The 14066-nt window shown below is 72.1% G+C and carries 10 protein-coding genes and 1 pseudogene; 7 read left to right on the forward strand and 4 right to left on the reverse strand.

Going from position 1 to position 14066, the window contains the following annotated elements; translation table 11 throughout:
• Window positions 1-140: 140 nt before the first annotated feature.
• A complete protein-coding gene (locus tag AB0D28_RS29205) occupies window positions 141-818 on the reverse strand; it encodes a hypothetical protein (RefSeq protein WP_357391051.1) in 678 nt (225 codons plus the stop codon).
• Between the two features lie 69 nt (window positions 819-887).
• Between AB0D28_RS29205 and AB0D28_RS29210 the strand changes: the two genes are divergently transcribed.
• Genes AB0D28_RS29210 through AB0D28_RS29220 form a run of 3 tightly spaced genes read left to right on the forward strand, consistent with a single transcriptional unit; the run spans window position 888 to window position 5351 of the window.
• The gene (locus AB0D28_RS29210; protein ID WP_357391053.1) at window positions 888-3506 is read left to right on the forward strand and encodes a valine--tRNA ligase; all 2619 of its coding nucleotides are present in this window, start codon (window positions 888-890) and stop codon (window positions 3504-3506) included.
• A gap of 58 nt (window positions 3507-3564) precedes the next feature.
• The gene (locus AB0D28_RS29215) at window positions 3565-4899 is read left to right on the forward strand and encodes a folylpolyglutamate synthase/dihydrofolate synthase family protein (protein ID WP_357391055.1); all 1335 of its coding nucleotides are present in this window, start codon (window positions 3565-3567) and stop codon (window positions 4897-4899) included.
• Entirely contained in the window at window positions 4896-5351 is a 456-nt protein-coding gene (locus tag AB0D28_RS29220; RefSeq protein WP_357391057.1) for a DUF4233 domain-containing protein, read from the forward strand. Before AB0D28_RS29215 ends, AB0D28_RS29220 begins: the two co-directional genes overlap by 4 nt.
• 21 nt (window positions 5352-5372) lie before the next feature.
• On the opposite strand, the gene AB0D28_RS29225 is transcribed toward AB0D28_RS29220, so the two are convergent.
• Window positions 5373-6713, reverse strand: a complete 1341-nt coding sequence (locus AB0D28_RS29225; RefSeq protein ID WP_357391059.1) for a VOC family protein — start codon at window positions 6711-6713, stop codon at window positions 5373-5375.
• 144 nt (window positions 6714-6857) lie between these two features.
• Here AB0D28_RS29225 and ndk point away from each other — a divergent pair, with 144 nt between their 5' ends.
• Window positions 6858-7283 carry a nucleoside-diphosphate kinase gene (ndk, locus tag AB0D28_RS29230; protein ID WP_030503075.1) on the forward strand — a complete coding sequence of 142 codons (426 nt, stop codon included), beginning with the start codon at window positions 6858-6860 and terminating at the stop codon, window positions 7281-7283.
• A 96-nt stretch (window positions 7284-7379) separates the two neighbouring features.
• Here ndk and AB0D28_RS29235 read toward each other — a convergent pair whose 3' ends face one another.
• Entirely contained in the window at window positions 7380-7820 is a 441-nt protein-coding gene (locus AB0D28_RS29235) for a carboxymuconolactone decarboxylase family protein (protein WP_357391061.1), read from the reverse strand.
• A gap of 194 nt (window positions 7821-8014) precedes the next feature.
• On the opposite strand from AB0D28_RS29235, the pseudogene AB0D28_RS29240 reads away from it, so the two are divergent.
• From AB0D28_RS29240 to AB0D28_RS29250, 3 genes and pseudogenes are all read left to right on the forward strand, one after another.
• Window positions 8015-8981, forward strand: a pseudogene (locus AB0D28_RS29240) (alkaline phosphatase D family protein); the annotation flags it as partial.
• A 338-nt stretch (window positions 8982-9319) separates the two neighbouring features.
• Entirely contained in the window at window positions 9320-12466 is a 3147-nt protein-coding gene (gene ileS, locus AB0D28_RS29245; protein ID WP_357391065.1) for an isoleucine--tRNA ligase, read from the forward strand.
• Between the two features lie 141 nt (window positions 12467-12607).
• Window positions 12608-13315 carry a lysophospholipid acyltransferase family protein gene (locus AB0D28_RS29250; protein ID WP_357391067.1) on the forward strand — a complete coding sequence of 236 codons (708 nt, stop codon included), beginning with the start codon at window positions 12608-12610 and terminating at the stop codon, window positions 13313-13315.
• Between the two features lie 4 nt (window positions 13316-13319).
• Here AB0D28_RS29250 and AB0D28_RS29255 read toward each other — a convergent pair whose 3' ends face one another.
• Complete coding sequence (locus tag AB0D28_RS29255) at window positions 13320-13847, reverse strand: hypothetical protein (protein WP_357391069.1); 528 nt, start codon at window positions 13845-13847, stop codon at window positions 13320-13322.
• Window positions 13848-14066 lie beyond the last annotated feature (219 nt).

Below are 14066 nucleotides of genomic sequence, written 5' to 3' on the forward strand. Positions count from 1 at the left end.
ATGGTACTGCACTCGGGAGGGTGTGGGAGAGTAGGACACCGCCGGACAATCTTTCAATTCAGGGCCACCCCGCACGGGGTGGCCCTGAATTGCGTTGAGTCCCGGAAAGCCGGCCGGAGCCAGCCCTCGGATGAGCGGGGTCAGCGGCTCTGGACGGACTCGCGGATGTCGCGAAACAGCGCTGCCGCGTCGTCGATCCGGCGGCCCGGGAACATCCCCATTACGACGCTGCCGTGGTCGGCCCAGCCGCACACCGCGAAGTCGCCACCGTCGCCGGTGGTCGTACCGCACTTCATCACGCCGCCCAGGCGGCCGGCGTCCACCTCGCGCAACCCGGCCACCCGGCCGGTCTCGTCCGCCATCAGCCCGAACAGGGTGTCCAGGTCGCGTTCGGGCTGCCACAGCAGCGTGGTGCCGCCGAACAGGAGCACCGAGCGCTTGACGTCTCCCCGGTCGGAGTAGACAGCCCCGAAGCTGCGGTCCAGCTCGATGTCGGCGGCCAGCCCGTCGCGCAGGTACTCAGCGGTGCTGCGGGCCCGCTCACTGTCGTCCCGCACCAGCCCGGCCACCTCGGCGGGCTGGCCGAGGGTCGTGTCCTTCTGCTGGAGCACGCGCCAGCCGCCCACTCCGAAGGCGCCGGCACCGGCCAGGCCGGCCGCGACCAGGGCGGCAAGGACGATCTTCCGGCGCCGCGAGAACGGACGGCGTTCGGACTCCTGCGCGGGGTCGCGGCGGCTCAGCTCGATCGGCTCTTCGGTCAGCTCGAACGGATCGGAACCCCCGTCGACCGCGCGCTCCGTGAGATGCGCATCGGACATGACCGCCACCGTACGCGAATCACAGGTGGTGCACGTCGGGTCCCCGAAAGCGCTCCGTAGACTTTCAGGGTGACCGAGAGACTGGATGCCCGACGCCCCGACGCCCCGACCCTCGCCGGCCAGTACCAGCCCGGCGAGGTAGAGCAGCGACGGTACGAGCAGTGGGTAGCCGGCGGCCACTTCCGGGCGTCGGCGGACAGCGAGAAGCCGCCGTTCACCATCGTCATCCCGCCGCCGAACGTCACCGGGTCGCTGCACATGGGGCACGCGTTCGAGCACACCCTCATGGACGCGCTCACCCGGCGCAAGAAGATGCAGGGGCACGAGGCGCTCTGGCTGCCGGGCATGGACCACGCCGGTATCGCCACCCAGAACCTGGTCGAGCGGCAGCTCGCCGGGGAAGGGCTGTCCCGCCACGACCTCGGACGGGAGAAGTTCGTCGAGCGGGTCTGGCAGTGGAAGGCCGAGTCCGGCGGCGCGATCCTCGGCCAGATGCGCCGGCTCGGCGACGCGGTCGACTGGGACCGTGAGCGCTTCACCATGGACGAGGGCCTGTCCCGGGCCGTGCAGACCATGTTCAAGAAGCTCTTCGACGACGGGCTCATCTACCGGGCCAACCGGATCATCAACTGGTGCCCGCGTTGCCTCACCGCGCTGTCCGACATCGAGGTGGAGCACACCGACGACGAGGGCGAGCTGGTGTCGATCCGCTACGGCGACGAGGTCGTGGTGGCGACCACCCGCGCGGAGACGATGCTCGGCGACACGGCGGTGGCGGTGCACCCCGACGACGAGCGCTACCGGCACCTGATCGGCACCGAGGTGGAGCTTCCGCTCACCGACCGGCGCATCCCGATCGTCGCCGACGAGCACGTCGACCCGAGCTTCGGCACCGGCATGGTCAAGGTGACCCCGGCGCACGACCCGAACGACTTCGAGATCGGCCAGCGGCACGACCTGCCCTCGCTGACGATCATGGACGAGCGCGGCGTCATCACCGCGCCCGGCCCGTTCCAGGGCCTGGACCGGTACGAGGCCCGGCCGGCGATCGTCGCGGCGCTGCGCGAGCAGGGCCGGATCGTGGCCGAGAAGCGGCCGTACCTGCACGCGGTGGGGCACTGCTCGCGGTGCAAGACGACTGTCGAGCCGCGCCTGTCGTTGCAGTGGTTCGTCAACACCGCGCCGCTGGCGAAGGCGGCCGGTGACGCGGTGCGCGACGGCCGGGTGAAGATCGAGCCGGCCGAGCTGGCCAAGCGTTACTTCGCCTGGGTCGACAACATGCACGACTGGTGCATCTCCCGCCAGCTGTGGTGGGGCCACCGCATCCCCGTCTGGTACGGCCCGGACGGCGAGATCGTCTGCGTCGGCCCGGACGAGGAGCCGCCGACCGGCGAGGGCTGGCGGCAGGACGAGGACGTCCTGGACACCTGGTTCTCCAGCGGCCTGTGGCCGTTCTCCACGCTCGGCTGGCCCGAGCGCACCCCCGACCTGGCGAAGTTCTACCCGACCAGCGTGCTCGTCACCGGCTACGACATCCTGTTCTTCTGGGTCGCCCGGATGATGATGTTCGGCCTGTACGCGATGGACGGCGTGCAGCCGTTCGACGTGGTGGCGCTGCACGGCATGGTCCGCGACGAGCACGGCAAGAAGATGTCGAAGTCGTTCGGCAACGTGGTGGACCCGCTGGACTGGATCGACCGCTTCGGCGCCGACGCGACCCGGTTCACGCTGGCCCGGGGCGCGAACCCCGGTCAGGACGTGCCGGTCAGCGAGGAGTGGTGCCAGGGCTCCCGCAACTTCTGCAACAAGCTCTGGAACGCCACCCGCTTCGCGCTCCTGAACGGCGCGCACACCGACGGCCCGCTGCCGGACGCCGCAGGCCTCTCCACCGTCGACAGGTGGATCCTGTCCCGGCTGGCGCACGTCACCGCCGAGGTGGACGAGCAGTTCGAGGCGTACGAGTTCGCCAAGGTCTGTGACCTGCTCTACCACTTCGCCTGGGACGACGTCTGCGACTGGTACGTGGAGCTGAGCAAGCCGGTGCTCGCCGAGGGTGGGCCGGCTGCCGACACCACCCGCCGGGTGCTCGGACACGTGCTGGACCAGCTCCTGCGGCTGCTGCACCCGGTCATCCCGTTCGTCACCGACGAGCTGTGGTCCGCGCTCAGCGGCGGCGAGACCGTGCTGACGGCGTCCTGGCCGGTCGCCGACCGTACCCTGATCGACGACGCCGCGGAGGGCGAGGTCGCCACGCTTCAGCGGGTGGTGACCGAGGTCCGGCGGTTCCGCTCCGACCAGGGGCTGCGGCCGACCCAGCGGGTCGCGGCGCGGCTCGACGGCCTGGCCGGCGCGGGCATCGCGGCGCACGAGCCGCTGGTGCGCTCGCTGGCCCGGCTCGACGCGCCCGGCGACGGCTTCCAGGCCAGCGCCACACTCGCCATGCCCGGTGCGGTGAGCGTCGCGCTCGACACCCGCGGCTCGATCGACGTGGCCGCCGAGCGCGCCCGGCTCACCAAGGACCGGGCGGCGGCCGAGAAGGAGGCCACCCAGGCGCGGGCGAAGCTGGACAATCCGGCGTTCGTCGGCAAGGCGCCCGAACCGGTGGTGGCGAAGATCCGCGAACGGCTGGCGGTGGCCGAGGCGGACCTGGTCCGGATCGACGCCGCCCTGGAGGCGCTGCCCTCGTGAGCGCGGGGAGAGAGCCGGGGGCGCGAGCCCCGCAGTCGCGAACGGAAAGTGGTGCCGCATGAGCGACCGCACCGAGTTCGCCGAGGTGGAGGCCGCGCTCAACGCGCGCGGCTTCACCCGGATGCACTTCGAGCTGGAGAAGATCGAGACCCTGCTCGACCTGCTGGGCAGCCCGCAGCGGGCGTACCCGTCGATCCACCTGACCGGAACCAACGGCAAGACCTCGACGGCCCGGATGATCGACTCGCTGCTGCGGGCGTTCGGGCTGCACACCGGCCGCTACACGAGCCCGCACCTGGAGACCGTCCGGGAGCGGATCAGCCTGGACGGCGAATCGGTGAGCGAGGAGCGGTTCGTGTCCACGTACCGCGAGATCGCGCCGCTGGCCGAGCTGGTCGACCAGCGGTTCGCCGAGCCGCTGACCTACTTCGACATGACCACGGCGCTGGCGTTCGCCACGTTCGCCGACGCTCCGGTCGACGTGGCGGTGGTGGAGGTCGGGCTCGGCGGCGCGGAGGACGCGACGAACGTCATCCAGGCCGGCGTCGCCGTGATCACCCCGATCGGGCTGGACCACACCGAGTGGCTCGGCGACACGATCGAGGACATCGCGCTGCACAAGGCGGGCATCATCCACCCCGGCGCCACAGTCATCGCGGCGGCGCAGGAGGAGGAGGCGGCCCGGCCGATCCTGGAACGCTGCGCCGAGGTGAACGCCACCGTCGCGCGGGAGGGTGCCGAGTTCGGCGTGCTGCGCCGCGCGGTGGCCGTCGGCGGCCAGGTGCTGACCATCCAGGGCCTGGGCGGGGTGTACGAGGAGATCTTCATCCCGCTGCACGGCGCGCACCAGGCGCAGAACGCGGCGGTGGCGCTCGCCGCCGTGGAGGCGTTCCTGGGCGCCGGGGCCCGGCGGCAGCTCGACATCGAGGCGGTCCGTGAGGGCTTCGCCGCCACCAGTTCGCCGGGCCGGCTGGAGCGGGTGCGTACCGCCCCGACGGTGCTGCTCGACGGCGCGCACAACCCGCACGGGATGGCCGCCACGGTCGCCGCCGTGCAGGAGGAGTTCGCGTTCAGCAAGCTCGTCGGCGTGCTGGCGGTGCTCGGCGACAAGGACGCGGCGAGCCTGCTGGAACTGCTCGAACCGGTGCTCGACTCGATCGTGGTGGCGGAGAACAGCTCGGCCCGGGCGATGCCGGTGGAGGAGCTGGCCGCGCTGGCGCGGGAGATCTTCGGGCCGGAGCGGGTGCAGGCGACCCGGGAGATGCCCGACGCCATCGAGGCGGCGGTGGCGGAGGCCGAGGCGGACGTGCCGGGCGAACTGTCCGGGGTGGGCGTGCTGATCACCGGATCGGTGGTGACAGTGGCCGACGCCCGCCGGCTGCTCAAGCGATGACCGGCCCGCAGCAGCGCCCGACCGGCGCTGAGCAGCCGACGGGTCCGGAGCAGGCGACGGGTCCGCAGCAGCCGGCTGGCGACGCGGCGGAGGACCGGGCGCCGGACGGCGGGCGGCGGTCCGGGCTACGGAACCCGGACAAGGCGGTACGCGGGCTGGGCGCCGGCACGATGTCGCTGGAGGCGCTGGTGCTGCTGCTGGCCATCCAGCCGATCCGGGTGGTCGGCGGTGACCTGAGCGGCGCGGCGATCGGCGCGATCGTGGCGCTGGCGGTCGCCTGCGTGGTGCTGGCCGGCATGATGCGCCGCCCGTGGGCGTGGCACGCCGGCACCGTGCTCCAGGGTCTGCTGCTGCTCTCCGGGCTGCTGCACTGGTCGCTGTTCGCGCTCGGGGTGATGTTCGCGCTGGTGTGGGCGTACGCGCTGCACGTGCGGCGGGTCATCCTCGGCTGAGGACGGCCCGCCGGGTACGGCTCAGGCGTCGGCGAGCGTGCGCCACTGGGTCAGGGCCACGCCGTGGCCGTCGGGGTCGCGGAACGCCGCCGCCCACACCTCCAGCTTGGTGCCCCGGTTGACCACGCGCGGGGCGTACGTGAACCGGACGCCGGAGTCGCGCAGCCGCTCGTACGCCCCCTGGATGTCGTCCACCTCCAGGTTGACGTGCACCAGCCGGCGGCTGATCGGGGCGGCACCGGTCACCCGGCGCAGCACCAGCCGGGTCGGGCCGGAGGAGAGCACGGCGTTGCCCTCGCCCCGGTCCAGTTCGTCGAAGCCCAGTTCGCGGTAGAAGTCGAGGGACCGGTCCAGGTCGGCGACGAGCAGCGTGATGCCGACGCCACTGATCGGGCTGGCCAGATCGTCCGGCTCGGCCGAGCCGAAGATCGCCTCGTCCAGTTCCTCGGCGGTCGGCGGCACGTCGGAGCGCCGAGGAGAGTCCGAGGGGTCGTCCAGCGGCACGTCGATCGGGTCGGGCAGGGTGTCGGCTGCCGGCGCGGGGTCGGCTGCCGGTTCAGGGCCGACCGCCGGTCCGGGGTCGGCGAGCACCGTGTCGACACGCACCGTGTCGGCCGGCTCCTCGGCCGGTGCGCGGGGCGCGGGTGCGCGGCGGGGGAGCGGGCCGGTGGTGGCGGCCCGTTCGACGAGCTGCCCCTCCAGCACCACCGGGCCGCCGGGGCTCTGGTGCAGCACCACCGGCTCGCGTTCCTCGGCCCGGGGCGGGACGTCGTCCAGGTACGGGTCCGGCGCGGGCGGGTAGTCGTCGCGGAAGTCGTCCTCCGGCGCGCGCCCGGCCCACGGCGGGGCCTCCTGCGCGATCAGCGGCTCGTCCAGCGGGTCCGGCTCGGGGGCGTACTCGGGCGGCAGATCGGCGACGGCGGCGGCGCTCTCCGTGTGCGTGGGCACCTCGTCCCAGAGCACGCGTACGTGCCGCTGGTCGTCCAGCGCCACCCGGACCGGCAGCGCCTGGCCCAGCGAGGGCCACTTGGCGACCGGCACCCGAGGCTCGATGATCTTCTTGGAGCGGGGCGGCAGCCCCGGCGCGTCGATGACGAGTTGCAGCTCGCACCGGCCGAACGCGTACTGGGTGGGTGGCTCGGAGGCGCTGTGCACGTGCCCCAGGCCGATCACCCAGGTGCGACCGCCGCCGCGCACCGTGGCCAGGGCGATCGCCAGCACGAGCAGGGCGACGCCGAGGGCCACGATGGCCCAGCTCGTCATGCCGAGCCCGAACACCGTCACGAAGGTGGCGACGGTGCCCAGCACCACGCCGATCAGTTTGCGTACCGGCGCGATCGTGCGGTTCCCGCCATTCGCCACAGTGGACCTCCCAGGGGTTCCATGGTCAGGCTAGGCCGCCGCGGCGGGCCAGGGAAGACGCAGCCGCCGCGCCGGCGTCGGGACCGGGTCGCTACGCTGACCGTACCCAGCCGAACCCCGTTGAGCGCACAGGAGGCAACCAGCGTGTCCAGCAGCAGCCCGGACGAGCGGACGCTCGTACTGATCAAGCCCGACGCGGTGCGCCGGGGTCTGGTGGGCGAGATCCTGTCCCGCTTCGAGCGCAAGGGCCTGCGGATCGACGCGATGGTGAGCCGGACCATGGACGGCGACTTCGCCGACCAGCACTACGCCGAGCACGTCGACAAGCCGTTCTACCCGCCGCTGAAGACGTTCATGACCAGCGGACCGCTGGTGGCGCTCGTGCTCTCCGGCGACCAGGTGATCGAGGTGGTGCGCGCGATGATCGGCAGCACCGACGGCCGCAAGGCCGCCGCCGGCACCATCCGCGGCGACCTGTCGCTGTCGAACCGGGAGAACCTGGTGCACGCCTCCGACTCGGCGGACAGCGCCAAGCGCGAGATCGCGCTCTGGTTCCCCGAGCTGGCCTGACCGACCCGCCGACGGCCCCGGCCCCGCGTCTTCGCGGGACCGGGGCCGTCGTGTGTCCGCATTCAGACACAGGCCGCCGTCAGACCAGGGCCGCCCTCAGGCCAGGGCGGGCGGCTGGGTCTGGCAGGTCACCGCGATCCGGTTCCACACGTTGATGGTGGCGATCGCCATCACCAGGTCCGCCAGTTCCTTCTCCGACCACACCTTCGCCGCGGCGTCCCAGACCTCGTCCGGCACGCCGTGCTCGCCGAGCCGGGTCACCGCGTCGGTGAGGGCCAGCGCGGCCCGCTCCCGCTCGTCGAAGAACGGCGCCTCGCGCCACGCCGCCACAGCGAACAGCCGGCGGCTGTCCTCACCGGCCGCCAGCGCGTCCCGGCTGTGCATGTCGACGCAGAACGCGCAGCCGTTGCGCATCGACGCCCGCAGCTTCACCAGCTCCAGCACGGTGTGGTCCACGTTCGCCCGGACGTACTTCTCCAGGCCCAGCACGGCCTGGTACGCCTCCGGTGCCACCGCCACCATGTCCATCCGGCTCATCGCCGCCTCCTCGAGGTTGGGTACGCGGACAGGACGAGGTGGCGCGGGCGCGGTGTGACGGGACGGCGGTGTGACGGTGGTCATGATCGGGCGCTGGACAGCGGGCGTTGACATGCCGGTCACCTCGACCGGAGTTCCCGGCCACCTGCGGCCGGTAGACCGGGCTGGCGACACTGCCGAGACCGGGAGAACCCATGACGCACTTCGATCGACGTACCCTGCTCCGCGCCGGCCTGGTCGCCGGTGCCGGAGTCGCCGGCGGCGCGCTGCTCGGCGCGCCCGGCGCGCCCGCCGCGCCCGGATGGCGGCCCGGCGGCCGGCCGCTGCTCACCCACGGCGTGCAGAGCGGCGACGTGACCGCCGAGTCGGCGCTGGTCTGGACCCGCGCGGACCGGCCCGGCCGGATGCTGGTCGAGGTCAGCCGCCGCCCGGACCTGCGCGGCGCCCGCCTGGTGCGCGGCCCGGTGGTCGACCCCACCGGCGACTTCACCGCTGGGGGATCAGCCCGGACTTCGACGGCCTGGCGATCTTCCGGGCCATGCGGGAGCGCCGCCCGGACTTCTTCCTGTGCAGCGGCGACACCGTGTACGCCGACGGCCCGCTGACGGAGAGCGTGGTGCTGCCGGACGGCCGCACCTGGCGCAACCTGGTGACGCCGGAGAAGAGCAAGGTGGCCGAGACGCTGGCCGAGTACCGGGGACAGTTCGCGTACAACCTGCTCGATGAGCACCTGCGGGCGTTCGCCGCCCAGGTGCCGCAGATCAACCAGTGGGACGACCACGAGGTGGTGAACAACCGGTACCCGGGGGAGATCCTGACCGACGAGCGGTACGGCGAGAAGCGCGTGGACGTGCTCGCCGCCCGGGCCCGGCAGGCGTTCCACGAGTGGCTGCCGGTGCCGGCGGGCGGGCCGATGTACCGCAAGCTGTCGTACGGGTCGCTGCTGGACGTGTTCGTGCTGGACATGCGCACCTACAAGGACCCGAACGACGGCAACACGTACGCCGACCGCCACCGCGGCCTGCTCGGCAGGGCGCAGCGCGAGTGCTGATCCGGGAGCTGCGCGCGTCCCGCGCCACCTGGAAGGTGATCGCCAACGACCTGCCGATCGGCGTGGTGGTGCCGGACGGGTCCGCCGCCCAGGAGGGTGTTGGCGGCGATGTGGATCTCCGATTTCGCCGTCAACTTCATGATCGCCGGGGGAGAGGCGGGGCGGCGAGATACTCGGCGGCGCGGCGGGCGGGGGGTCGAGTACGCTTGAACGCACAGGCGACGACCCGGCCATCACCGGTGAGCCTCCGGAAGAACGGCCGGGTCACCGGCTCAGTAGAACCGGACGGGACGGCCCGTCACAGCCGGCCAACGAGCGGGCGGTCGCACCTCGGCCGCCAAGCGGGGTGGTACCGCGGGCCACGCCCGGTACGCCGTTCACGGCGTACCGGATTCGGCTCGTCCTCGCAGACCACAGACGAGTGAGCTGCTGAGGAGAGCGACAGGCGATGGCCTATCCGTTGCACGACCCGACCGGCGCCGGTGTCCCGGCAAGCCCGGACCTGCCCGCGGTCGAGCGCCGGGTGCTGGAGCACTGGACGGCCGACAAGACCTTCGAGGCGTCGGTGGAGGCCCGCGACGCCGGCCGCGACGGCGAGAACGAGTACGTCTTCTACGACGGCCCGCCGTTCGCCAACGGCCTGCCGCACTACGGGCACCTGTTCACCGGCTACGTCAAGGACGTGGTGCCGCGCTACCAGACCATGCGCGGGCGGCGCGTCGAGCGCCGGTTCGGCTGGGACTGCCACGGCCTGCCCGCCGAGGTGGTGGCCGAGAAGCAGCTCGGCATCACCACCAAGGCGGAGATCCTCGACCTCGGCGTGGCCCGGTTCAACGACGCCTGCCGCACCTCGGTGCTGGAGTTCACCCACGACTGGGAGCGGTACGTCACCCGGCAGGCCCGCTGGGTCGACTTCGCCAACGACTACAAGACGCTCGACCTGGACTACATGGAAAGCGTCATGTGGGCCTTCAAGACCCTGCACGACAAGGGTCTGGTCTACGAGGGCTTCCGGGTGCTCGCGTACTGCTGGCGGTGCGAGACGCCGCTGTCGAACACCGAGACCCGGATGGACGACGTCTACCGGGACCGGCACGACCCGACGCTCACCGTCTGGTTCGAGCTGACCGCCGACGAGAACGCGCCGGAGCCGCTGCGCGGGCCGGTCAAGCTGGGCGTCTGGACGACCACGCCGTGGACCCTGCCGTCGAACCTGGCGCTCGCCGTCGGCCCCGACATCGAGTACGCGCTGCTGGAACGCGACGGCGAGCGCTACGTCGTGGGTGCCGCGCGCCTCGGCGCGTACGCCAAGGAACTCGAGGGGTACGAGCAGGTCGGCACCGTGTACGGCCGCGACCTGGTCGGACGCCGCTACACGCCGCTGTACGACTTCCTCGTCGAGCCGGCCGGCCCGAACGCCTACCAGGTGCTCGGCGCGGACTTCGTCACCACCGAGGACGGCACCGGGATCGTCCACCTGGCCCCCGCCTTCGGCGAGGACGACCAGAACACCTGCAACGCCGCCGGCATCCCCACCGTGGTGACGGTGGACGACCACACGCGGTTCACCGCGCTGGTGCCGCCGTACCAGGGCGAGCAGGTCTTCGACGTGAACAAGCCGGTGATCCGGGAGCTGAAGGAGCGGGGGGTGGTGCTGCGGCAGGACACCTACACCCACTCCTACCCGCACTGCTGGCGCTGCGACACCCCGCTGGTCTACAAGGCGGTGTCGTCGTGGTTCGTCGCGGTGACGACGTTCAAGGACCGGATGGTCGAGCTGAACCAGCAGATCAACTGGACCCCCGGCCACATCAAGGACGGCTCGTTCGGCAAGTGGCTCGCGAACGCCCGGGACTGGTCGATCAGCCGGAACCGGTTCTGGGGCTCGCCGATCCCGGTGTGGCGCTCCGACGACCCGAACTACCCGCGCGTCGACGTGTACGGCTCGCTGGCCGACATCGAGCGTGACTTCGGCGTACGCCTGACCGACCTGCACCGGCCGGCGGTGGACGACCTGGTCCGCCCCAACCCGGACGACCCGACGGGCAAGTCGATGATGCGCCGGGTGCCGGAGGTGCTTGACTGCTGGTTCGAGTCCGGCTCGATGCCGTTCGCCCAGGTGCACTACCCGTTCGAGAACCGCGAGTGGTTCGAGCACCACTACCCGGGCGACTTCATCGTCGAGTACATCGGGCAGACCCGGGGCTGGTTCTACACCATGCACGTGCTGGCCACCGCGCTGTTCGACAGGCCGGCGTTCCGCAACTGCCTGAGCCACGGCATCCTGCTCGGCTCGGACGGGCGCAAGATGTCCAAGAGCCTGCGCAACTACCCGGACGTCTACCACGTCTTCGACGCCTACGGGTCGGACGCGATGCGGTGGATGCTGATGTCCTCGCCGGTGCTGCGCGGCGGCGACATGGCGGTCACCGAGGCGGGCATCCGGGACGCGGTGCGCCAGGTGCTGCTGCCGCTGTGGAACGTCTGGTACTTCTTCTCGCTCTACGCCAACGCCGACGGCCACACCGCGCGTCGTCGTACCGACTCGGCGAACGTGCTCGACCGGTACGTGCTGGCGAAGACGAACGAGCTGGTCGCGACCGTCGGCGCGCAGATGGACGCGTACGACATCTCCGGCGCCTGCGCCACCGTGCGGTCCTACCTGGACGCGCTCACCAACTGGTACGTGCGCCGGTCCCGGGACCGGTTCTGGGCCGGCGACGCGGACGCGTTCGACACGCTGTGGACCGTGCTGGAGACGCTGTGCCGGGTGGTGGCGCCGCTGGCGCCGCTGACCGCCGAGGAGATCTGGCGGGGGCTGACCGGCGAGCGGTCGGTGCACCTGACCGACTGGCCGCAGGCGGCGCAGTTCCCGGCCGACCACGAACTGGTCTCCGCGATGGACAACGTCCGGGCGGTCGCCTCGGCGGCGCTGTCCCTGCGCAAGGCAAAGGGCCTGCGGGTACGGCTGCCGCTGGCGAAGCTCACCGTGGCGTCGCCGGTCGCCGACCAGCTGCGGCCCTTCGCCGACCTGGTCGCCGACGAGGTGAACGTCAAGGAGGTCGTGCTCACCGACGAGGTGTCCGCGTACTGCCAGCAGGTGCTCACCGTGGTGCCGCGGGCGCTCGGCCCGCGTGTCGGCAAGGCCGTCCAGCAGGTCATCAAGGCGGTCAAGGCGGGGGAGTGGGAGCTGCGCGACGGTGCCCCGGTCGCCGCCGGGGTCACGCTCGCCGAGGGCGAGTACGAGCTGCGCCTGGTCGCCGCCGACGCCGAACACTCCGCGCCGCTACCAGGCGGTGAGGGAGTGGTCGTGCTGGACACCGAGGTCACGCCGGAACTCGCCGCCGAAGGGCTGGCCCGGGACGTGGTCCGCGTCGTGCAGCAGGCCCGCCGCGACGCCGACCTGGACGTCTCGGACCGGATCACGGTGGCCGTCTCCGCCTCGGAGGAGGTACGCGCGGCGGTCGCCGCGTACACCGATTTCGTGGCCCGGGAGGTGCTGGCCGACAGCGTCGACTTCGCCGAGGGCCTCGACGGCTTCGCCGGTGAGGCGGGCGAGGGCGAGCGCGTGACGGTGACGGTCCGCAAGGTGTGAGCGGACCGGGCCCTCCTGCACCCCCTCGGGTGGAGGAGGGCCCGGCCCCAGCGAGTGGACTGCGGGCCACCCGCTCGGTGGCGGACGGCCGCGTCGGCTACCGTGACAGCGCCTGTTTCACGTACGACCGCCGGAGGACCCGTGCCCCTGCTCTACACCATCGGCAAGCTCACCGTGGCACCCGCGCTCCGGTTGGCCTTCCGTCCGCACGTGGAGGGTTTGGAGCACATCCCGGCGACCGGCGGCGCGATCTTCGCCAGCAACCACCTCTCCGTCGCCGACGAACTGCTCCTCGGCACCGTGGTGCCCCGCCACCTGGCGTTCTGGGCCAAGTCGGAGTACTTCAACGGCACCGGGCTCAAGGGCGGCTTCTCCAAGTTCGTGCTCACCGGGCTGGGCGCGATCCCGGTCGAGCGGGCCGGTGGGCGGGCCGCGCTCACCGCGTTCGACGCGGCGATCCCGGTGCTCAAGGCCGGTGACCTGGTCGCCGTCTACCCGGAGGGCACCCGCTCCCCGGACGGGCGGCTCTACCGCGGGCGTACCGGCACCGTCCGGCTGGCGATCGCCGCGGGCGTGCCGGTCATCCCGGTCGGCGTGACCGGCACCGACAAGGCACAGCCGATCGGTACGCGGATCCCGCGTCCGGGCCGCGCCAAGATCACCATGAAGTTCGGCAAGCCGCTGGACTTCACCGGCCGCTCCGACGACCGCACGTCGCTGCGCGTGATGACCGACGAGATGATGGCCGAGATCCAGAAGCTCAGCGGCCAGGTGTACGTCCCGCGGTACGCGCCGAAGCGCGCCGACCAGGCCACGGGCGACCAGGCCGGCGGCGAGCAGACCGCCTGAGCGGTCAGGACTTCGGCACCACCACGCGCTGGCGCAGGTCGTTCAGCAGCCGCCCGCTGTCGTCCACCGACAGCCGGGTGAACACCCCGGTGGTGAGGCTGCCGTGGTCGGCCGAGACGCAGACCACCACCGAGTCGCCGTCCGCCCGGCCGACCGCGCAGCGCTCGTGGCGTCCCCGCACGCCGGTGTCCACCACCACCGACTCCTGCAGGGCGTAGTCCCCGGCGAGGCGGTCGAGTTCCGACTTGGCGTCCGACTCCGGACTGAACCGCAGGCCGGTGCTGCCGAACAACGTCACCCGCTTGCCGTCGCTGGTGGTGTAGATGCCGGCGAACGTGTCCTCGGCGAGCAGGTTCGACTCGCGTACCCGGGCTTTCAGCTCCTCGGCGACGGCCCGGCTGCTCTCGTCCTGGCGTAGCTGCATCGAGTCGATCTGGTCCGGAAGGCTGGCGCTGGCCGGGTACTGGCTGGAGATCGGCAGGAACCACCACAGCGGCAGTCCGCAGCAGCAGGCGATGGAGAGCAGCAGCACCCAGGGCCAGCGGCGCCGGCGACGGGTCCGCTTGGGCGGCTGCTGCCAGCCGGGCGGCGGCGCGCTCGGCGGTCCGGCCTTGCCCCGGCGCTGCTTCGGCGGCCGTCCGGGCTTCGCCGGCGGCGCGACCGGCGCGGCCGGTGGAGGCGTTCACCACGCCGCTGGTGACGAAGGCCGACGGCACCAAGTTCGGCAAGAGCGAGACCGGCACGGTCTGGC

Source organism: Micromonospora sp. NPDC048169 (genome assembly GCF_040652815.1).
Taxonomy (GTDB): Bacteria; Actinomycetota; Actinomycetes; order Mycobacteriales; family Micromonosporaceae; genus Micromonospora.